Genomic DNA, 19,426 nt, shown 5'->3' with positions numbered 1-19,426 from the left:
GCGGCGCGGCCGCGACGGCGTGCACGTCAACTCCCCGTGGGGCGCAGGAGACAGGCGGCGGTGCGCAGCAGGATGCACAGGTCCTGCCACAGCGACCAGTGGTCGATGTAGTAGTTGTCGTAGCGCGCCCGGTCCTCGATGGAGGTGTCGCCGCGCAACCCCTCGACCTGGGCGAGCCCGGTGAGGCCGACGGGCATCCGGTGGCGGGCCGCGTAACCGGGGTGGGCGTTGCTGAACTGGGCGACGAAATAAGGGCGTTCGGGGCGCGGGCCGACGAGGCTCATGTCACCCCGGATCACGTTCCACAGCTGGGGCAGCTCGTCGAGCGAGGTGCGCCGCATGAAGTGCCCGGCGCGGCTCATGCGGTGGTCGTCGGCGATGTTCCAGCGGGTGGCCGCCTCGTGCACGGTGTCGGGGCGCAGCGTGCGGAACTTCAGCAGCGTGAACGTGGTGCCTCCCGCCCCGATGCGTTCCTGGCGGAACAGCACACCGGGCCCGTCGCTGCGGCGCAGCACCAGCGCGCACACCAGCAGGACGGGGGAGGCGGCGATCAGCGCCGGCACGGTGAGCGCGAGATCGAGCAGGCGCTTGGCGAAGAGTCCGAACGCGCCGGCGGGGGTGCTGGTCAGCGGGGAGCAGGGGAAGGCGGCGAGTTCGTCGGCCTGAGCGCCGGGCACGGTGTGGCCGGGCGCCCGCGTGTCGAGCTGCCACAGCGCACAGCCCAGGGCTTCGAGCAGCGCCGGGGACGCGGGACTCGGGCCGCCCGCCTCGACGGCGTACGTGAACAGGCAGTCCCGCACCCCGTTCTGGACGACGGCGCGCTGGACCTCCTCGAAGCTGCGCAGGACCGGCACCGGGCCCGCTTCCACGGGGGCTTCGGACGGCGGCACGACGACGCCGACGGGCCGGACCCCGCCGCCCGACCGGCGTACCAGCGCGGCCGTGACGCGTACGGCGGTCGCGGCTGGGCCCACCACCAGGGCCGGACGCGGCCTGCGGGCGGCCTTGCGCCGGCGCAGCCACAGCGCGCCGCCGCGCCCGGCGCAGCTCGCCACCGTCTGCACCGCACACCCGGCGATCACCGCCGGCACCGCGAGCGGCACGTCCCCCGGCTCGCCGAGGGCGCTCTGGTGGGCCAGCACGGCGGCCAGCACACACCAGCCGGCCAGCGCGCGCACGAGGAGGGCGGGCACGTCGCCGAGGACACCGCCCGCCATCGTCGGCCGGTAGAGCCCGGCCTGCGCGTTGAGCAGGAGCACGGTGGCGACGAGCAGGCCGGCGGGCCCCGGCGGCAGCCCCGCGTACGGCAGGACGAGCATGCCGAGCAGGCCCGCCGCGCAGTCGACGGCGAGCAGGACGGACACGAACGTGCCGCCCGCGCGCGGCCGCCCGGCCTGGGGGACGAAGTGGTCCGGCGCCTCGCGGGGCGTGACCACCGAGACGGTTCCCGTTGACATCCCGGCGCCGTGCGGCGGGCCACCGGCGGACGGGACGATGCTTTCCGCGGTCACTGGCTGATGGGTTCCCTGTGCTCGGAGCGCTGCAGAGCGGCCACGTCGCGGTAGACCCGCGCGATGCTCCGGGCCGTCTGCCGCACGTCATGGGTGGAGGTCACGTGCTGGAGGCCCTGGCGGGCGAGGGTGGTGCGCAGCGGCGCGTCCGTGAGGAGGCGGGCCATGGCGAGGGCCAGCGCGCCCGGATCCTCCGGGGGGACGAGGCAGTGCGCCGCGTGACCCGGCGGGAGGCTCTCGGCGGAGCCCCCCACGTCGGTGACGACCACCGGTGTGCCGCACGCCATCGCCTCCAGCGGGGCGAGCGCCATCCCCTCCCAGCGCGAGGGCAGCACCACGAGGTCGGCCGCGCGGTACCAGGCGGCGGTGGAGGAGACCGCGCCGATCAGCGAGACCGAGGCCGGCGCGGCCGCGCGGAGCGCCGCGAGGTCGGGGCCGTCGCCGACCAGGACCAGATGGGCGCCGGGCACCGCACGGCGTACGTCCTGCCAGGCCCGGAGCAGAACGTCCTGGCCCTTCTGACGACAGAGCCGCCCGACACAGACCACCAGGGGCGCGTCCGTCGCGGCCCGCGCCGTCTCGGGGGCGCGGTAGAGGTCGAGGTCGACGCCGTTGGGGATCACCGCGAACGACGCGAGGACCCCGGCGCGCTCCCCGGTGGCCCGCTCGCCCTCGCTGACGCACACCACCCGCGAGGTCCACCGCACCGCGGCGCGTTCCCAACTCCGCGACAGGCGGGCGGTGACGCCGCCCACCGCCTCGAACGACCAGGCGTGCGGCTGGAAGACGGTGGGGACGGCGCCCCGCGCGGCGAGCCGGGCGGCGACCCCGGCCTTGGCGCTGTGCGCGTGGATCACATCGGGGCGCGTGCGCCGGATGAGCCGGGCCGCGCGCAGCGTCTCGCCGAGCAGCGCGGGGCCCGGCGAGCGGGTGGCCCGCCAGGGGACCACCCGGGCGCCCAGGCGCGACAGTTCGGTGCTCAACGGGCCTCCCTCGGGGCATGCCACGGTGACCCGGAATCCACTGCGCAGCTGGTCCCGTACCAAGTCCGTGACGACTCGGGCTACGCCCCCCTCAACGGGCTGAACCAGGTGCAGGACACTCAAGTCGTGCGCGGGCCCCGGCCCATCGGGTCCGCCGGGGGCGTTGGCTCTCGTGGGCATGCGCGGTCACTCCGGTCCTGGCGCTCGAAATGAAAGCTGGACAAAGATGCTGCGGGACTCACCCCCGCGGGGCGGTCCGCTCGTGAATTCCGCTTTACCGGTCGTGCGGTTGCCGGGGTTCCCCACGCGTCGAACGGCCCCGGGCGAGGAGCAACTGTAACCGTATTTACGACCCGGTCACGTCATGAATGCGCGGGCCGGAGTGTTCCTTCGGGCGATGCGCCGTATCCGATTGACGGTTCGCTCTTTGTATCGGTGTCCTCATCTCCATCCGAATCCACAACCGAATCTCCACTCGAATTTCCGTCCGAATGGAAAAGCGGGGAATCGAACGGTCGCCTCCCTTGTGACGACGGGTGCCGACGCCCAGGTCATGACCGCGAACTCCCGCCCTGTTGAACGCCGCTCCGGACAACACCGGCGTCGCGGATCAACCCCTCGGGGTGACGTTCTCCGGTCCTGAGCGCCCGCCGTTTACGCGGTTCGGACCAACGCCCTGGCCATGTTTTCGCTGCCGAAAACATGGGTTCACCCGTTAGGGGCAAAACCGGAGGGCCGGGTCCGCGTTGAGGTGTAGGTCGAGTGACATCACCCGGTCAGTGCCTTATCCCGAGGCCCCTGACTTTCCCAAACCTAGGAGTGCTTCTCCATGTCGCGTACCGCGAAGGCCCTGGTTCTGTCCACCGCTGCCGTTGCCGCCATTGCCGGTGGGGCCGGCGTCGCCGCCGCCGACGCCGGCGCGCAGGGCGCTGCCACCAACTCCCCCGGTGTCCTCTCGGGCAACCTGCTGCAGGTGCCGGTGCACGTTCCGGTCAACGTCTGCGGCAACACGGTCAACGTGATCGCCCTGCTGAACCCCGCCTTCGGCAACACCTGCGTCAACAAGTAGTCCCCGCCACGGCCCCGGCCGCCCCCGCTCAGGGGGCCGCCGGGGCTTTGTGCTGCCCCGGATGGCGCAGACGCGCGGGCACGCGGTTGCGGGGGATGAGGGGGCCGCGCACGGTGAGGGAAATCCGCCTGTCTCAGCGAAGGAGAACCCTTTCATGCGTGCACGCACACCGCGGCGCCTGGCCGCAGTGGCCCTGTCGACCGCGATCGTCATCGCCACCGCCGGGGCCGCCGCGGCCGAGGGCGTCCAGCCGCCGCGACCGGTCCGGGCCGAGGCCGCGGTGCCGGGCGCCGACGGGGTGCTCCAGCAGGTCAAGGTGCTGGCCGACCTGGGGGGTGTGCTCAAGCCGGTCACGGATCTGGTGACCGGCGCGCTGGGCGGCAAATCGCCCGCCGAGGTCACGGCCCTCGCGTCCGCGGCGACGTCCGCCCTGGACGCCGCGAAGTCGGCGACCCCGGCCGCGCTCACGCCGCCCAAGCCGGTGACCCCGGCCGACCCCGCGACCCCGGCGACTCCCCCAACACCGGCCACACCCGCCACCCCCGCCGCTCCCGCAGTGCCCGCCAAGCCCGCCGTGCCCGAGTCGCCGGCCAAGCCCGCGGCACCGGCCCCTCCCGCGGCCTCGGTGCGCCCGGTCACGCCCGCGAACCCGGCCGCTCCCACGCCCGCGTTGTCCGAGCTGCCGCTGAGCGGAGCCCCGCAGGCCGCCGGGCCGGTGGACGTCAGGGCCGACGCCGTCGCCGTGCTCAAGAAGTCCGTCGACGACCTCGTCAAGGCGGTCACCGGCGCCAAGGCCGACGGCGTCGTGCCGGCGGCGACCTCGGTGGTCACCGGCCTCGTCGGTCTCGTCGTCGCCACCTTGGTCGGCGCGGGACTGCCCGTGCCCAGCCTGCCGGGCCTGCCCCAGCCTCCCAAGTCCCCGGCCGGATCCCTGCCCGCGGCCCCCGGACTGCCCGCCTGACCCGTACCGCCCCAAGCGCCGGACCGGCAACGGAACCGGCGCTTTCCGCTGGACGAAACCAGTGCGACCGCCCCGCCGGGCAGGGCCCCGGCACGCGGGCCCGCACCGACCCCGGCACGCGGGCCCGCACCGGAATTCCCACGACCCCTTACGGAAATCGGCGGACCGCCCGCAAGCGAGTGGAAGCCCCGATCCGGCCCCGATCCGGCCCCGATCCGGCCCCGATCCGGCCCCGGACCGGCCCCGGACCCGCCCCGACCCGGCCCCGGACCGGCCCCGATCCGGCCCCGGACCGGCCGCGATGCGGCCCCGATCCGCTCCCGAAGGGTTTCCCAACCGTCCGGGAGTCGTTACCCAAGGCGAAGCATCGCAAAGCGACAGAGATACGCGCGGCTCCGCCGGAGCGCGGCACGCGCGGCCCATTCGGCGATCGAACTCGCCGCGGAAGGATTGATGATGAAGTCGATGAAGGTAGCCGCGGCGGTCGCCGGTTCCCTCGCGGTGATGGGCGCGGCGGCCCCGGCCTTCGCCACCGGCGCCACGCCTCCCCTGCCCCCCATGAGCCTCAACGGCGGCCTCGACTCGCTGACCAACCAGATGTCCCACGCCCAGTTGGCCGACGCGGCACCCGTCAACACCACCGCGCTCGACCCCAAGTCGGACGGCTCCCTGCTGCACGCGGCGACCAGCACCGCCCGCGACCTCAGCAAGCCCCACGGCCAGTCCGGCCCCGGCCAGATGCTCGGCGGACTGCCGATCGGCTAGCCGTGCGGGGCCCGGTGCGTGCCCGGCCGGAAAGCGTCAAGTGGTGGGCGGCTTCGCTGAGTTGGGGAACACGGGGCCGCTCCCGCATGTCCGGACCGGCCGCATCCGCGCGTCACCCCCGCCGCAGCCCGCGCGGCACCCGCGCAGCCCCCCGCGTCACCCGTCCCACCCCCCCGGCCGCATCCGCAGGGCCCGGTGCGTCCCCCTCAAGGCCCCTGAAGGCCCCTGAAGGACGTTTCATCCGGATGGGTGACAGAGGCGAAGGACTCGCCCCGTAATGTCCTAGAGTCCCGGCATGACTTCAGCCAGCAGTGCCGTACAGCCGTCCAGGGCCGCCCTGTTGGGCTCGCTCATCGTCATCGCGTGGTGCGGCGAACAGCCCGACGGGTCCGGCGACGTGCCCTTCCTCATGGCGTACCCCCTCGGTGACGGCGTCCAGGGCCCCGAGGGCGCCGAGGTCGCGGCGCGGGCGCTCCTCGAAGAGATCGGCATGCCGGCCGGCAGCGTGGTCGACCAGAGTCACGGCGGCTCGTTCCCGCTGACCCTGATCGTGCAGGCCGGCCGGGCCGTCCTGACCCTGCCGACCATGACCGCCCAGTGCCCCGCGCCGCCCGAGTGGCTGGCGGCCGCCGAGAAGTGCGGCACCGTCCAGTTCATGTTCGCCACCCGCTCCTGGCCCGAGGCCCTGCCCGGCGTCGCCGTCAGTGAAGAGCAGTTGAGGGCGTTCGCGGGCGACGAGGCCACCATCACCACCGCGGGCCACTGCCTGCTCCCCATCCGCCGGCTGCGAGGCTGAGCCCGCCGGACGAGAACGGAACGGAGACGACACCGATGCCCTTCCACGGGACGCTCCAGGCGCCGGCGCCGGTCACCGACTCGTCCGGCCCGCCGCCCGGCCCCGCCTTCGGCGCCGGCCGCGGCTTCGCCTGGCTGGTGGTGCTCACCGGCGCGGCCGGCCTGCTGGCCTCCTGGGTCATCACCCTGGACGAGTTCGAGCTCCTGCGCGATCCGGACTTCGTCCCGGGGTGCAGCCTCAACCCGGTGATCTCCTGCGGCAACATCATGAAGAGCGCGCAGGCGTCCGTCTTCGGGTTCCCCAATCCGATGCTGGGCCTGGTGGCGTACGGGATCGTGTGCTGCGTGGGGGTGAGCCTGCTCGGGGGCGGCCGGTTCGGGCGCTGGTACTGGCTGGCGCTGAACGCGGGGGCGGCCTCCGGCGTCGTCTTCGTCAGCTGGCTCCAGTTCGAGTCGCTGTACCGCATCGGCGCGCTGTGCCTGTGGTGCTGTCTGGCGTGGGTCGCCACCATCGTGCTGTTCTGGCGGGTCACCCAGCTCAACGTGATCAAGGGGGCGCTGCCCGCGCCGGGTTGGGCGCGAGGCCTGGCCGCCGAGTTCGGCTGGGCGGTGCCGGTCCTGCACATCGGGGTCGTCGCGATGCTGATCCTGACCCGCTGGTGGGACTTCTGGACGGGGTGAGGGCCGCCGCCGGCCGGACCGTACTCTCCCTGCGGGCCCGCTGGGCCAACCGCGTGAAACACCTCCGGCCACCGACACGCCCGCCCGCCGCGGGCGTTGACCCCACCGACCAGTCGCATGGTTGAAGCCTCCCCGGGCCGTGCAACCAGTACCGGCCCGGGGAGCGTCGGCGGCGCCGACGAGCGTACGGCGGCCGTTTCCTGCGCCGGGGCACCTCGTTGAACCCGGCATCGGTCAAGGAGAGCGGACGCTCGGACGGGCCCCGGAACCAGGACGGTTTGCGGGGCCCACGCATGTGCCGGACTCGTCCGCGCGAGCGAGCACGAGGGAGACGCCCATGAACGACGCGACACACTTCTGGCGCGCACGCCGGACCGGCCGCCCCCGCCCCCGGGGCCGCGCCCCCGAGCCCACCGGGCCCGGCGCGCCCCCGCCCCGTACCGCCTGGCGCATCGCCCGGCGCGGCCTGCTGCGCGCCCTGTTCGCCTCGGCGGCCGTCGCCTTCACCGGCGCCGCGCTCTCCCGCATCCCCTCCGCCGCGCCGGCCGGTACCACGGGTCCCGGGTCCACCCCGCGTGTTCCCGAGGGGATGCTCTTCGACGAGATGCACGCGGGGCACCGCATCCAGGGCCGCCCCCTCCACGCGGACGGGGCGGAGGTCGCCGTATTCGTGGACGACCGTCAGCTGATGCTGATGCGCCGCGCCGACGGCACCTATCTGAGCTCCGTCGACCACTACGAGTCCTATGCCACCGCCCGCGAGGCCGCCCGCGCCGCCGCGGCCGAGCTGGGCCGCGCCCGGCTGGCCGCCGTGCCCGTGCACGCGGGCCACGAAGGGGGAGCCGTCCGTGGTGTACACGCGTAAGAACCAGCGGAACCTGACGAGCGCCGAGCGCAAGGCGTTCGTCAACGCCGTGCTCGAACTCAAACGGCGTGGCGCATACGACACGTTCGTGCGCACCCACATCGACTTCTACGTGTCCGACGGCGACCGCGGGCTGCGCGTGGCGCACATGGCGCCGTCCTTCCTGCCCTGGCACCGCCAGTTCCTGCTGGAGTTCGAGCGGGCGCTGCAGAAGGTCAACCCGCGTGTCACCGTGCCCTATTGGGACTGGACGCGCGACAACTCGCCCGCCTCGTCGCTGTGGGGCGACGACTTCATGGGCGGCAACGGACGCCGGGGTGATCTCCAGGTCATGACCGGCCCCTTCGCGCACGCCCACGGCAACTGGGACATCACGGCCAACGTCACCGATGAACGCTTCCTGACGCGGGACCTGGGCCGCCCCAAGGACCCGATCAAACTGCCCGCCGCCGCCGATGTCGCCCACGCGCTCGCCGACCCGGTGTACGACGTCTCGCCCTGGAACTCGATGAGCGGGACCGGGTTCCGCAACAAGATGGAGGGCTGGACCACGGCGTCGGGCAACGCCCGCTTCCGTACGCACAACCAGGTGCACCGCTGGATCGGCGGGATCATGCTCGGCGGCGCCGCCGTCAACGATCCCGTGTTCTGGCTGCACCACGCCTTCGTCGACAGCCTGTGGTCGCGCTGGCAGGCCGCCCACCCAAAGTCCAAGCGGTATCTGCCCGACGTGCCGCCACCGCTGGGCGACCTCCAGCACGGCCGGGTGGCGGCGCTACACGATCCGATGCCGCCGTGGAACGTGGCGCCGGCGGCGCTCCTGGACCACAGCCGGATCTACCGGTACGCCTGACACGGCGACGGCCTCCCGGGGGGAGAAGTCCGGGAGGCCGCAGGTACCGATGGGATCAAAGGCCCGGCCGGGCGGTCACGAGGACCGTCCGGCCGGGACAGGAAGGCGTCAGCCCCCGTAGCCACCGTGGTGGTGGAGGAGGTGGGAGTCGTTGACGCAGGTGTTGCCGAACACCGGGTTCAGCAGGCCGATGACGTCAACGGTGTTGCCGCAGAGGTTGACCGGGATGTGCACCGGCACCTGCAGCAGGTTCCCCGAGAGGACGCCGGGGGAGTTGGACGCGACGGCCTCGGCGCCGGCGTCGGCAGCGGCCATACCCGCACCGGCCAGTGCCATGGCGCCCGCTCCGGCGACGACGGCGGCCGTCTTCGCGATACGAGACATCAAAGTTCTCCTTGATTGGACACGCGACCGCAGACACGCAGTCGTCATGTCACTTCAACGTGTCGATCGGCCATAGGTAACGGACACCAAGGAGCAAATCGGTTCCTCCCTGAGCGAACCGGGACCGGGCCGCCCGCGCCACGCCGAGTGCGTCACTCCTCGCCGTACCTCCCGCGTGAGGAGCGCCGGGACAGGGCGACCGCCGCCGCCCCCGTGACGACCGCGCCCGCGCTCAGGGCGCCGAGCAGCGTGGCGTTGGCGTCGGCACCGGTGTCGGCCAGGGTCGGCCGTGCCGTGCCGGGGCGCACCGCGGCCCCGCCCGGCGCGTGCGGGGCCGCGTGCGGCGCGGAGGCGGGCGGCGGGGCCGCTCCGGGGTGGCCGGCGGCGTGCGCCGCGTACCCGGTGCCCAGCGCGGACACCAGGCCCGTGACGAGGGCGGCCCGCGCCGCCGGACCTGAGAGCTTGTACATGCCTGCGACCCTTCAACAGGAAAACCGGAGGGGGATCAGATGCTGATACGCATAATTGGGATCCGCCTCGCGGGGGCCCCCGGGCCACGCGAGCACCATCGAAGGGACCACCCGTCCGGCCCACCGGCCGCCCCCGCACGGCTCAGCGCGCGGCCCGCCGGTCACCGCGCCCGGTAGGCGCGCGCCGCCTCGGGGTGGTCGGGGCACTCCCACACGCCGTGCGGGCAGTAGTCGGTCAGGGTCTGGTAGACGGGCCGGTAGCGGCGGAACCAGGCCGTCATCCCGCGCACGTACCGCGCGTCGTCCCCGTTGCGGAAGAGCCCCCACTCCGGGTAGGACACCGGCTTGCCGTGCCGGGCGGCGAAGTCGACCTGGGCGCGCAGTCCGTACGGCTCCTCCACCTGCTCCCGGAAGGACATGCCGGCGGGCTGGTCGTAGGAGTCCATGCCGAGGATGTCGACGAAGGCGTCCCCGGGATAGCACTCGGTCCACGGCACGGCGTCGCGCCCGCGGTTCGGCGCGAAGTCGAAGCGGAAGTGCTGCCCCGCCACCGAGCGCATCGCGGTGACCACGCGCCGCCAGTACGCCCGCCAGGCGGCCGGGTCGGGAGCGCACCGGTGCGTATAGGTGACGCCGTTCATCTCCCACCCGAGGACGACGTTGGTGTCGGCGAGCCCGAGGGCGACCAGGCGCTCGGCCAGCGCGGTGAAGTGGCCGTCGAAGGCGCCGCGCGCGCCCTGTCCGAGCAGGTCGCGCACCTCGGCGTCGGGCAGGCCGTCCTCGTTGCGGGCCAGCATCGGCACGTTGAGGACGAAGACCCGGTCGGTACGCTCGTGGCGCCAGCGGGCCCAGGGCGCGAGGAGCGGGGGCGGGCCCTCGATGCCGCTCCAGGTGCCGCCCGGGAGATACGTGTGCCCCGCGCGCAGTTGCCCGTGGCCGCGCCACTTCTCGACCGCGGCGAGCTTGACGACGCCGTCCCCGCCGGACCCGGTGAAGACGCCCGCCGCGGTCCTGGCCCCGGTCGGCATCGGACCGCTCGGCCGGTCGCCCGGCAGCTGGACCAGCGCGGAGACCAGCAGCACGAGCGCGCACAGCGCGGCCTTCCACGAGGACGCGGCGTCCGCCGCCCGACGGCGTCCGGTGCCGGTCCCGCTCGCCCGGCGCATCCCGACCGTCAGTGGGCCCCGGACGCGCCGCCGGGCTGGAGGGCGCCACCGAACATGGCGACACCAGCGGTGAGCGTCTCGGCGATCTCGCCCTGCCCGCCGAGCACCTTCGGCTGCCCGTACTCGGTGACGCTGCCCTGCCCCGAGCCCGTGTCGGCCGCCGCGACACCGGGTGCGGCGAGGAGCAGGAGGGAGGCGGCGGCGGTGGCGGCCCGGAGGCGGCGCTGTGTGTTCATGCCCGGTACAACGCCCCTCGCGCGGGGAGGGTACGCGCGCCGGGTGTCAGGGCTTGGTCGCATCGAAGGCGAAGTACTGCCTGCGGACGCGGTGGTCGAAGTTGGACGTGCCGAGTTCGGGCTCGCCGAGGGCGCGTACGGCCAGCGGCCGGGTGAGCAGTTCGCGCAGGACGGCCTTGATCTCCAGGCGGGCCAGATGGGCGCCGAGACAGTAGTGCGGGCCGCCGCCCCCGTACCCGAGGTGCGGGTTGGGGTCGCGTGTGATGTCGAAGGCGTCCGGGTCGGTGAACACCGACGCGTCACGGTTGGCGGAGGCGTACAGGAGCATCACTTTGTCGCCGGGCAGAAAGGTGTGGCCACTCAAGGTGTAGCGCGTGGTGACGGTGCGGCGGAACTGGATGATGGGCGTCGAGTGGCGCACGATCTCGTCCACGGCGCCGTCGGCGTACCGGTCGAAATCATCGGTGAGCAGGGCCAGTTGGTCCGGGTTGCGGGTCAGGAGGGCCAGGGCGTGAGCGATGGCGTTGCGCGTGGTCTCGACGCCCGCGACGAGCAACAGCGAGAAGAATGAGCCGAGTTGACGGTACGTCAGTGACTGGCCCTCCAGGTCGGCGCAGACCAGCGCCGAGATGAGGTCTCCGGTGGGGTGGCGGCGCCGCTCGCGGCCGAGACGCGCCACCGTCAGCTCCATCCGGGCCAGCGCCCGCAGCCCCTTGCCCGGGCTCATCAGGCGGGCGCCGAGACCGCGCCGTACCCCGGCGTGCTCGGAGGCCCGGTCGATCTGGCGGGCGATGCGGCGCCGGTCGGCGTCCGGCACGCCCAGCATCACGCAGATGACCTCGAACGACATCCGGGAGGCCACCGAGGAGACGAACTCGTCGGGCCGCTCGGCGACCATGTCGTCCACGATGCGCACGGCGAGTTCACGGATGTGCGTCTCGGTGGCGGCCAGCAGGCGCGGGGTGAAGGCCTGCTGCACGATGCGGCGCAGCCGCGCGTGGTCGGCGCCGTCCAGGTTGACCATCGAGTCACCGAACAGCGCCCGCACCCAGCGCGCCGGTTCGGGCGAGGTGACCCCCGGCGCGCTCGCGAACACCCGCGGCAGCCGGCTCGCCTTCAGGACGTCGGCGTGCCGGACCAGGGCGTAGAAGCCCCGCTCGGGGCGGCGCGGGGTGGCCCGGCGTTCGGTGAAGAACACCGGGCGCGGCTCGTGCCTCAGCTCCGTGAAGCGCGCCAGGCGTTGAGCGGCCGGCAGCTTCCAGAACGCCGGGTCCGCGAGGTCGGCGCCGGCGCCGCTGGGGGCCGGGACCGTCCGGGTGTGGGTCACGCTTGCACCGTCCTGACCGCCGCGCGGCTCGGGGTTGACACTGGAAAGGACGCTGTGGGACGGGAGATGACGGCTGGTCAGCTCATCAGCTCGCGGCTGGCCTTGACCGCGTCCTTGGCCGCCTTGACCGCGTCGGTGCCGGCCTTCACGCCATGCTTGACGGCGGTGACCTTCTGGCCCAGCTTGTTCCCGACCGCGCTCTCGGCGACGGGCTTGACCTGGGCGCCCGCCGCGCTGGTGGTGGTGGCCGTCTTGCTCAGGGTGCCGCCCAGGTCGAGGGCGTGCGCGGCGGGGGAAAGGGCGGCCGCGATGGCGGTTCCGGCCGCGGCGGCGGCGAGGTATCGGCGTACGTTCATGTCGGCTACAACGCATGAGCCGGGCCAAGGGCACGCCCCGGGGGGCGCGCGCCGCGCGGACGGGCTCCAGGTTGCTGCAAGCAGGGGAACTTTGCAGTGATACCGCCGCCGGGATCGTTCTAGCAGAACGACACGGCCGAAGAGGCCAGGGAAGGAAAGAACATCCATGGGAATCACCTCACGCGCGGGCCTGGCGAGCGTACTGACCTGCATCGCGACGGCGGCGGCTGTGGCGCCGGCCGCGGCCGCCCCGACCGTCCCGGTCGACGTGCCGCTCGGCGGCCTGAACACCGTCCTTCCGTTCGACGCCCCCACCGTGCGCACCGGCATGCCGCTGCCCGTCCCCGGCACCCCCGACGGCCCTCGTTACGTCACGGGGAACCTGCTGCCGCACAACATGGTCCCCGCGCTGCCGGTCGAGACCGCGCTGCCCGACACCCACGTCGGCACGCCGCTCCCCGACCCGCTGAGCCCCCGCACCCTCGGCACCCCCCAACTGGTCGCCCCCGACACCGCGCTGCACGTCCTCACCCCGGGCGCCGACCTCGGAGCCCCCCTGAGCCAGCCGCGCGCCGGTCTTTACGGGCTGCCCGCCGTCACCCTGCCGCAGGCGGGCCTGACCGCGCCCGCGGTCCAGAGCGACCCGGCGGCCACCGCGACCTTCTGAGCCGAGCGCCCGCCCGGGGCGCCGTGCCCGCACCCCGGGTACGCGCCCAACTCGTCCCACCCGCCCAGGAGTTGACCCATGTTCCGTCCGCCGGGGAACGTCCTCGCCACCCCGCGGCTCGCCGCGGCCGTCGCGGCGCTGCTCGCCGTCGCCGCCGTCACCGCTCTCGCGGTCCAGGGCGCGACGGCGGCGCCCGGCCGCCCCGATCCGCACCCGGTGGGCGCGGGCGAGGGCGCGCCGCCGTGGCCCGCGCCCGCCGATCCGGTCGCGGCGGCCAAGTCGGCGGGTCTGGAGATGCTGGCCGCCGAGGGCATGGTCCAGCACACCCACACCCACCTGGACGTCCTCGTCGACGGCCGGCCCGTCACCGTCCCCGCCTCGATCGGCATCGACGCGCCGCGCCGGCTCATCAGCCCCCTGCACACCCACGACACCAGTGGCGTGATCCACGTCGAGTCGCCGAAGCGGGCGAAGTTCACGCTGGGCCAGTTCATGACCGAGTGGCGCGTCCCACTGAGCGCCGACCGCATCGGCGGCCTTCACGCGGGCGGCGGGCGCCACCTCAAGGCGTACGTCAACGGCCGCGCGGTCACCGGGAACCCCGCGGCGATCGTGCTGCGCGAGCGCGACGAGATCGCGCTCGTCCTCGCCCGGGACACCGACACCCGCCCGGTGCCCGCGAGCTACGCCTGGCCGAGCGGGCTGTAGGGCGCCGGCGCAGGGCGTACAGCACCGGGGCCACTGACGTCACCGGCCCGCACGGGGGCGCCGGTGGCCGCGCAGAACGTCTCTCCGCAGGGCTCGTCGGGCCCGGGCGGAACAGGATCCGTGTCGCGGCGCGGACAGCACGCCGGCAGCTCCTGTCCGGGGATCTACTCCCCCCGGACAGGAGCTGCTGCCCTGTGCGGCGGGGGCGGGAGCGGGGCCAGGTACGCCCGTCGGGTGAGAGCGGGGGGTGGCCGTGTCCTTGGCCGCCACTGCCCGTTGTGCAGGCGTGATCTCAACACGACGCATCGCCACTGTCCTCGCCGTCGCCGCCGGTGTCTCGGGCTTCGCCGTCTCGTCGGCGAACGCGGCGGGCCCCCTCGACCACGTGGGCAAGCCGTTGAACCCGATCAGCGAGCTCGACAACATCGCCGCCAGCGGCATCCCCGCCCCGTACGCGGCCCAGCTCCCCGGCGTCAAGCAGCAGCTGGCCGGGCTCAACCACCTCAACGACCTCAGCCAGCTGCACCAGGTGACCGACCCGGTCGCGCCGCTGCTGGGCCTCGTTCCCCTGGCGGGCTGACCCGGGGCGGCGCGGGACGTGACACGGGCGCGCGCCCGGAACTCGACGGTTCCGGGCGCGCGCCCGCTCGGTGTCGCGGTGCCTCGCTCAGAGGAGGATCAGGAGCAGGCTGGTCAGCAGGCCGTAGTGGCGGTGGCGGTTCGAGTCGTTGTTGCCGTTGTCGTTGTCGCCGTAGTGGTAGCCGTCGTGGGCCACGACGCGCACAGCGGTCTGCGGGGCCGCCTGGGCGGTCGCGGTGGTGGGGACGATCACGGCGGCGGAGAGCGCGACCACAACGGCTGCGCGGCGGATGAGGCTCACAGTGGGCTCCACTTTCGGTTGAGCAAAACGGTCGATATTGACCGTAAATGCCCCTCCCTGCATCATCGCGCTGGGCGCGCGCACGGCTACTCCACGTGGCGCATCCAATTTCCCGCCGCACCCCGCGCCCGGCCCCACCCGGCCCCCACCCGGCCCGCGCCCGGCCCCCACCCGGCCCGCGCCCAGCCGCCGCTCAGCCCGCGAAGTCGGCGACGCCCAGCGTGTCCGAGTACCCCTCGATCGACTGCGGGTCGCGCGAGCCAGGGCCCACATAGCGGGCGGACGGCCGCACCAGACGCCCCGTCCGCTTCTGCTCCAGGATGTGCGCCGACCAGCCCGCCGTCCGCGCGCAGGAGAACATCGACGTGAACATGTGCGCCGGAACCTCCGCGAAGTCCAGCACGATCGCCGCCCAGAACTCCACGTTCGTGGCCAGCACCCGGTCGGGCCGGCGCGCGTGCAGCTCGTCCAGGGCCGCCTTCTCCAGGGCCTCCGCGACCTCGAACCGGGGCGCGCCCAGTTCCTTGGCGGTGCGGCGCAGCACGCGGGCGCGCGGGTCCTCGGCGCGGTAGACGCGGTGACCGAAGCCCATCAGACGCTCGCCCTTGTCGAGGGCCTGTTTCACATACGCGCTCGCGTCGCCGGTGCGCTCGATCTCCTCGATCATGCCGAGCACCCGCGAGGGCGCGCCGCCGTGCAGCGGGCCCGACATCGCGCCGACCGCGCCGGACAGCGCGGCCGCCACGTCCGCGCCGGTCGAGGCGATCACCCGGGCGGTGAACGTCGAGGCGTTCATGCCGTGCTCGGCGGCGCTCGTCCAGTACGCGTCGACCGCCTTGACGTGCTTGGGGTCCGGCTCGCCGCGCCAGCGGATCATGAAGCGCTCCACCACGGACTGCGCCTTGTCGATCTCGCGCTGCGGCACCATCGGCAGGCCCTGTCCGCGCGCCGACTGGGCGACGTACGACAGCGCCATCACGGCGGCCCGCGCCAGGTCGTCGCGGGCGGTCTTCTCGTCGATGTCGAGCAGCGGCTTGAGGCCCCACACCGGCGCCAGCATGGCGAGCGCGGACTGCACGTCCACCCGGATGTCCCCGGAGTGGACCGGGATCGGGAACGGCTCGGCGGGCGGCAGGCCGGGGTTGAACGCCCCGTCGACCAGCAGGCCCCACACGTTGCCGAACGAGACGTGTCCGACCAGGTCCTCGATGTCGACGCCCCGGTAGCGAAGGGCGCCGCCCTCCTTGTCCGGCTCGGCGATCTCCGTCTCGAACGCGACGACTCCTTCAAGTCCGGGTACGAAGTCGGACATCAGGCGGCTCCTCAGGATGTGTGCGACGGGCTGTGGGCGGCCCTGCCGCCCGGGTCCCTCGGTCATGCCCCGTACGGCGGGCAGGAATCCCGCCGCGGGTCTCCCCACGTGTATGGAGGCCACAGTGGCCCAGCCGAGAGTTTGGCGGGTCCCGCCGATGCGGGGAAGCGTGACATCCGGCACACTGCCCCAAATCCGCGGTACAGGGTTAACGCCCCGCCGCCGCGGGCACACTGGACCCCCGCCGGGCCCAGGGTCGCGGTGCGGCAGGATGGGTCGGGTGACCGACCTGGACCCCGCAGCGATGCGCGAGCAGTACCGCACCACCCTTCTCGCGGAGGAGGAGCTGGCCGCCACGCCCATGGGCCAGTTCGCCCACTGGTTCAAGGAGGCCGTGGCCGGCGGCCTGCACGAGCCCAACGCGATGGTCGTCGCCACCGCCACCCCCGACGGCCGGCCCTCCACCCGTACGGTGCTCCTGAAGTCCTACGACGAGCACGGCTTCGTCTTCTTCACCAACTACGCCTCGCGCAAGGCCGCCGAGCTCACCGCGAACCCGTATGTCTCCCTGCTCTTCCCCTGGCACCAGATCGCCCGCCAGGTCATCGTGACCGGCACCGCGGCCCGGGTGCCGCGCGCCGAGACCGAGCGCTACTTCCGCAGTCGCCCGCACGGCTCGCGGCTCGGTGCCTGGGCCAGCGCCCAGTCCACGGTGCTCGCCTCGCGGGCCGAACTGGCCGCGCGCTACGAGGAGTTGGCGGCCCGCTACCCCGAGGGCAGCGACGTTCCGGTGCCCGAGCACTGGGGTGGCTTCCGGGTCCGCCCCGAGACCGTGGAGTTCTGGCAGGGCCACGAGAACCGGCTGCACGACCGGCTGCGGTACGTCGGGCGCGAAGGGTCCTGGCACGTGGAGCGGCTCGCGCCCTGATCCGGCCGTCCGGGCGTGCGGGCAGCCGGACATTCCGGCATCGGGCCATCGGGCCATCGGGGCACCCGGCGCCGGGTACGCAGAAACCCGCGGGCTCGGGTTCCTCCGGAGAGGAGCCGGCCGGACGTACCGGCGAGCCCGCGGGTCGGTGACTGCTGGGAATTCGGCCGGCGTCATGCCGGCACCGCACAAAGAGCGCGACTGGCAGGCGTCAGCCCGCAGTCACCTCACGCGTCCGGTTTGCATACATCTGTCAAACCACCTCCCTTCTCGTGTGCACCACACAGTAGGAGGCCGCATGGGTGCCCTCAAGCGAATTAATTCGAGGTACGCGCCCGCTCCCCGGCGCTGCGCTCCACGCAGAACTCATTGCCCTCGACGTCGGCCATCAGGGCCCACCCCGTGCCGTCCGGACGGCGGTGGTCGTCGACGAGGGTGGCGCCGAGCGCCAGCAGCCGTACGACCTCCTCGTCGCGGGTGCGGTCCTGCGGCTGGAGGTCGAGGTGGACGCGGTTCTTCACCGCCTTGGGCTCGGGCACCACGAGGAACAGCAGGGCGATGCCGTCGGCGGTGACCTGCGCCTCCGGGTCACCGGGCACGTCGTCCGCGCCCAGGGTGCCGCCTAGCGCCCCCGCCCAGAAGGTGGCGAGGCGGTAGGCGTCGGCGCAGTCGAAGGTCACATGGCGTACGAGTGAGGTCATGCGCACCACTATGCGTACGTCCCGGCGGGGAGCGGCCGGTAACCGCCGTTGGCCGGAAGGGATTTCCGCGAAGTCGGTGTGGGCTGCGTCACGTTCCAGTTGAATGATCCGACGTGGGTGAGTCCGCGCGTCAGCCGCGTGATGCGGTGCAGGGGGTGCCAGGGGTGAGTGCTTCCCGGAGTGAAACGGCCAGTGCCGCGGTTCCGGACGGTTCCGGTACCGAGTCGGCGGGCGGGGGTGGGCCGGAACCGGGCGGGGGCCTGCTCGCCGCCCTGCTCGACGGGATGGACGCCGCGCTCTGCGCGTTCGACGCGGACGGCGTGGTCACCCACTGGAACCGCGAGGCCGAGCGGATCCTCGGCTGGCCGGCCGAGGAGGCCGTCGGCCGCCACGGATTCGCGGGCTGGGCGGTGCGGGCCGCCGACGCCGAGGAGATCCACGGACGTCTGATGGCGGTGATGGACGCGCCGGGCCGCCATGTGCACGAGTTCGCCCTGCTGCGCAAGGACGGCAGCCGCGTCCTGGTCCGTACGCAGTCGGCGGGCGTGCGGGGTGCGGGCGGGGCGCCGGGCGGGGTGTACTGCGCGTTCAGCGAGGTGCACGCGCAGATCGACCTGGAACGGTCCATCGCGCTCAGCGAGGCGCTGTCCGAGGACGGCACCTGGGGCGTGGTCCTGGTCGACGTCGACCTGCGGCCCACCGTCGTCAACTCCTACGCCGCCCGCGCCCTCGGCACCGGGCGCGCGACCCTGCTCGGCCGCCCGTTCGGCGAGTTGATCGTCCAGGGCGTCGAGGAACTGGAGGGCGCCCTCCAGCACGTCCTGGCCGAGGGCGCCCCGGCCGGCCCCGCCGAGATGTGGGTGACGCTGCGCACCCCGGAGGGCGAGCGGCGGCGCTGCTGGCGCAGCGGCTTCCTGCGGCTCTCGTCCCCGCTGGCCGAAGAGCCCGTGCCGCTCGGGGTGGGCTGGCTCTTCCAGGACGTGACCGACGCGAAGCTCGCCGAACAGGACGCGGACCGGCTCCGCTTCCGCTCCAACCAGCTGCACCGGGCCTCGCGCACCGCCGCGGAGTACGAGGACCCGATGGAGGCGGTCGCCTGCCACCTGGACTTCGCCCTGGCCGGCTTCGCCGACCACGCCCTGGTCGACCTGGCCGCCGGGGACCGCCTGGTCCGGGCCGTCGCCACGCCCACCGGCTCCCCGGGCCCGGCCGCGCCGGTGGCGGCCGGCGGCATCCCGGTGCGCTATCCGGCGGGCCACCCCGCTCTCCAGGCGGTGGACCGGATCGGCTCGGTACGGGCGAGCGCGGGCGCGGGCGCGGGCACGGGAGCGCGGGCCGAGGAATGGGCGGCCGAGCGCCAATGGCCCCCGGACGCGGCCCACGCCCTGTGCGCGGTACTCCGCAGCCGCGGCCGCACCCTGGGCGTGCTCACCTTCCTCCGCGGCCCGACCCGCCCGGCCTTCGAACGGCCGGACGCGGCGTATGCGGAGAGTGTGGCGGTGCGGGTGGGGGTGGTGCTTGACCTTGCGGGGGTGCTGGGGGGTTGACGGCACCCCCCTGCGGCCCCGGCCGCCGACCGACGTCACGGGCCGCGGCGGGTGGCCGTCTTTTGCGCGGTTCCCCGCGCCCCTGAGTGCCCTGGGGTCTGCGGGCTGTGGTCACCTTTTGCGCAGTTCCCCGCGCCCCTAACCCCGCTTGACCTGCGGATCGTGGTCGCTTCTTGCGCAGTTCCCCGCGCCCCTAAAACCTGCTTTCGTCCGCGGGCCGTGCGTGGCTGGTCGCGCAGTTCCCCGCGCCCCCAACCCCTC

At 73.7% G+C, this 19,426-nt stretch carries 23 protein-coding genes; 12 read left to right on the top strand and 11 right to left on the bottom strand.

Features of this window, described 5'->3' with window-relative positions; all coding sequences use genetic code 11:
• Positions 1-26: 26 nt before the first annotated feature.
• Positions 27-1,457, bottom strand: coding sequence for an exopolysaccharide biosynthesis polyprenyl glycosylphosphotransferase (locus N4G70_RS30040; RefSeq protein WP_261715897.1), 1,431 nt, complete (start codon positions 1,455-1,457; stop codon positions 27-29).
• A gap of 50 nt (positions 1,458-1,507) precedes the next feature.
• Positions 1,508-2,674, bottom strand: coding sequence for a glycosyltransferase (locus N4G70_RS30035; protein ID WP_261715896.1), 1,167 nt, complete (start codon positions 2,672-2,674; stop codon positions 1,508-1,510).
• 649 nt (positions 2,675-3,323) lie between these two features.
• Between N4G70_RS30035 and N4G70_RS30030 the strand changes: the two genes are divergently transcribed.
• From N4G70_RS30030 to N4G70_RS30000, 7 genes are all read left to right on the top strand, one after another.
• On the top strand, positions 3,324-3,563 hold the full coding sequence (locus tag N4G70_RS30030) for a chaplin (RefSeq protein ID WP_261715895.1): 240 nt from the start codon (positions 3,324-3,326) through the stop codon (positions 3,561-3,563).
• A 154-nt stretch (positions 3,564-3,717) separates the two neighbouring features.
• Positions 3,718-4,524 carry a hypothetical protein gene (locus N4G70_RS30025; protein WP_261715894.1) on the top strand — a complete coding sequence of 269 codons (807 nt, stop codon included), beginning with the start codon at positions 3,718-3,720 and terminating at the stop codon, positions 4,522-4,524.
• A 465-nt stretch (positions 4,525-4,989) separates the two neighbouring features.
• Positions 4,990-5,289 carry a hypothetical protein gene (locus N4G70_RS30020; protein ID WP_261715893.1) on the top strand — a complete coding sequence of 100 codons (300 nt, stop codon included), beginning with the start codon at positions 4,990-4,992 and terminating at the stop codon, positions 5,287-5,289.
• 295 nt (positions 5,290-5,584) lie between these two features.
• Positions 5,585-6,085 carry a DUF5949 family protein gene (locus tag N4G70_RS30015; RefSeq protein WP_261715892.1) on the top strand — a complete coding sequence of 167 codons (501 nt, stop codon included), beginning with the start codon at positions 5,585-5,587 and terminating at the stop codon, positions 6,083-6,085.
• A gap of 35 nt (positions 6,086-6,120) precedes the next feature.
• Positions 6,121-6,765, top strand: coding sequence for a vitamin K epoxide reductase family protein (locus N4G70_RS30010; protein WP_261715891.1), 645 nt, complete (start codon positions 6,121-6,123; stop codon positions 6,763-6,765).
• A gap of 337 nt (positions 6,766-7,102) precedes the next feature.
• Positions 7,103-7,630 carry a tyrosinase cofactor gene (locus tag N4G70_RS30005; RefSeq protein ID WP_261715890.1) on the top strand — a complete coding sequence of 176 codons (528 nt, stop codon included), beginning with the start codon at positions 7,103-7,105 and terminating at the stop codon, positions 7,628-7,630.
• Positions 7,614-8,483 (top strand): tyrosinase family protein, encoded by an 870-nt coding sequence (locus N4G70_RS30000; RefSeq protein ID WP_261715889.1) that lies wholly within the window; start codon positions 7,614-7,616, stop codon positions 8,481-8,483. The genes N4G70_RS30005 and N4G70_RS30000 overlap by 17 nt, the downstream gene beginning before the upstream one ends.
• Positions 8,484-8,591: 108 nt before the next feature.
• Here the strand turns inward: N4G70_RS30000 and N4G70_RS29995 are convergent, their stop codons facing one another.
• The 6 genes from N4G70_RS29995 to N4G70_RS29970 form a co-directional block, all read right to left on the bottom strand.
• Positions 8,592-8,867, bottom strand: a complete 276-nt coding sequence (locus N4G70_RS29995; protein WP_261715888.1) for a chaplin — start codon at positions 8,865-8,867, stop codon at positions 8,592-8,594.
• 152 nt (positions 8,868-9,019) lie between these two features.
• A complete protein-coding gene (locus N4G70_RS29990; protein ID WP_261715887.1) occupies positions 9,020-9,337 on the bottom strand; it encodes a hypothetical protein in 318 nt (105 codons plus the stop codon).
• Positions 9,338-9,498: 161 nt separating this feature from the next.
• The gene (locus tag N4G70_RS29985) at positions 9,499-10,503 is read right to left on the bottom strand and encodes a glycoside hydrolase family 26 protein (RefSeq protein WP_261715886.1); all 1,005 of its coding nucleotides are present in this window, start codon (positions 10,501-10,503) and stop codon (positions 9,499-9,501) included.
• Positions 10,504-10,511: 8 nt separating this feature from the next.
• Positions 10,512-10,739 carry a hypothetical protein gene (locus N4G70_RS29980; RefSeq protein ID WP_261715885.1) on the bottom strand — a complete coding sequence of 76 codons (228 nt, stop codon included), beginning with the start codon at positions 10,737-10,739 and terminating at the stop codon, positions 10,512-10,514.
• 46 nt (positions 10,740-10,785) lie between these two features.
• The gene (locus N4G70_RS29975; protein WP_261715884.1) at positions 10,786-12,066 is read right to left on the bottom strand and encodes a cytochrome P450; all 1,281 of its coding nucleotides are present in this window, start codon (positions 12,064-12,066) and stop codon (positions 10,786-10,788) included.
• A gap of 77 nt (positions 12,067-12,143) precedes the next feature.
• Positions 12,144-12,422 (bottom strand): hypothetical protein, encoded by a 279-nt coding sequence (locus tag N4G70_RS29970; RefSeq protein WP_261715883.1) that lies wholly within the window; start codon positions 12,420-12,422, stop codon positions 12,144-12,146.
• A gap of 166 nt (positions 12,423-12,588) precedes the next feature.
• Between N4G70_RS29970 and N4G70_RS29965 the strand changes: the two genes are divergently transcribed.
• From N4G70_RS29965 to N4G70_RS29955, 3 genes are all read left to right on the top strand, one after another.
• Positions 12,589-13,089, top strand: a complete 501-nt coding sequence (locus N4G70_RS29965) for a hypothetical protein (protein ID WP_261715882.1) — start codon at positions 12,589-12,591, stop codon at positions 13,087-13,089.
• Between the two features lie 78 nt (positions 13,090-13,167).
• Positions 13,168-13,797 carry a hypothetical protein gene (locus tag N4G70_RS29960; RefSeq protein WP_261715881.1) on the top strand — a complete coding sequence of 210 codons (630 nt, stop codon included), beginning with the start codon at positions 13,168-13,170 and terminating at the stop codon, positions 13,795-13,797.
• A gap of 286 nt (positions 13,798-14,083) precedes the next feature.
• Entirely contained in the window at positions 14,084-14,377 is a 294-nt protein-coding gene (locus N4G70_RS29955) for a hypothetical protein (RefSeq protein ID WP_261715880.1), read from the top strand.
• Between the two features lie 87 nt (positions 14,378-14,464).
• Here N4G70_RS29955 and N4G70_RS29950 read toward each other — a convergent pair whose 3' ends face one another.
• Positions 14,465-14,677 (bottom strand): hypothetical protein, encoded by a 213-nt coding sequence (locus N4G70_RS29950; RefSeq protein ID WP_261715879.1) that lies wholly within the window; start codon positions 14,675-14,677, stop codon positions 14,465-14,467.
• A gap of 193 nt (positions 14,678-14,870) precedes the next feature.
• A complete protein-coding gene (locus N4G70_RS29945) occupies positions 14,871-15,989 on the bottom strand; it encodes a citrate synthase 2 (RefSeq protein WP_261715878.1) in 1,119 nt (372 codons plus the stop codon).
• Between the two features lie 271 nt (positions 15,990-16,260).
• Here N4G70_RS29945 and pdxH point away from each other — a divergent pair, with 271 nt between their 5' ends.
• Positions 16,261-16,917 (top strand): pyridoxamine 5'-phosphate oxidase, encoded by a 657-nt coding sequence (gene pdxH / locus N4G70_RS29940; RefSeq protein WP_399037330.1) that lies wholly within the window; start codon positions 16,261-16,263, stop codon positions 16,915-16,917.
• A 317-nt stretch (positions 16,918-17,234) separates the two neighbouring features.
• Here pdxH and N4G70_RS29935 read toward each other — a convergent pair whose 3' ends face one another.
• Positions 17,235-17,618, bottom strand: a complete 384-nt coding sequence (locus N4G70_RS29935; protein WP_261715877.1) for a VOC family protein — start codon at positions 17,616-17,618, stop codon at positions 17,235-17,237.
• A gap of 164 nt (positions 17,619-17,782) precedes the next feature.
• On the opposite strand from N4G70_RS29935, the gene N4G70_RS29930 reads away from it, so the two are divergent.
• Entirely contained in the window at positions 17,783-19,165 is a 1,383-nt protein-coding gene (locus N4G70_RS29930) for a PAS domain-containing protein (protein WP_261715876.1), read from the top strand.
• Positions 19,166-19,426: the final 261 nt, after the last annotated feature.

Origin of the sequence: Streptomyces sp. ASQP_92, from assembly GCF_025399895.1 — a bacterium.
Lineage (GTDB): Bacteria > Actinomycetota > Actinomycetes > Streptomycetales > Streptomycetaceae > Streptomyces.
The sequence above is the reverse complement of the archived record's forward strand: the minus strand, read 5'-3'. Positions and strand labels throughout refer to the sequence as shown.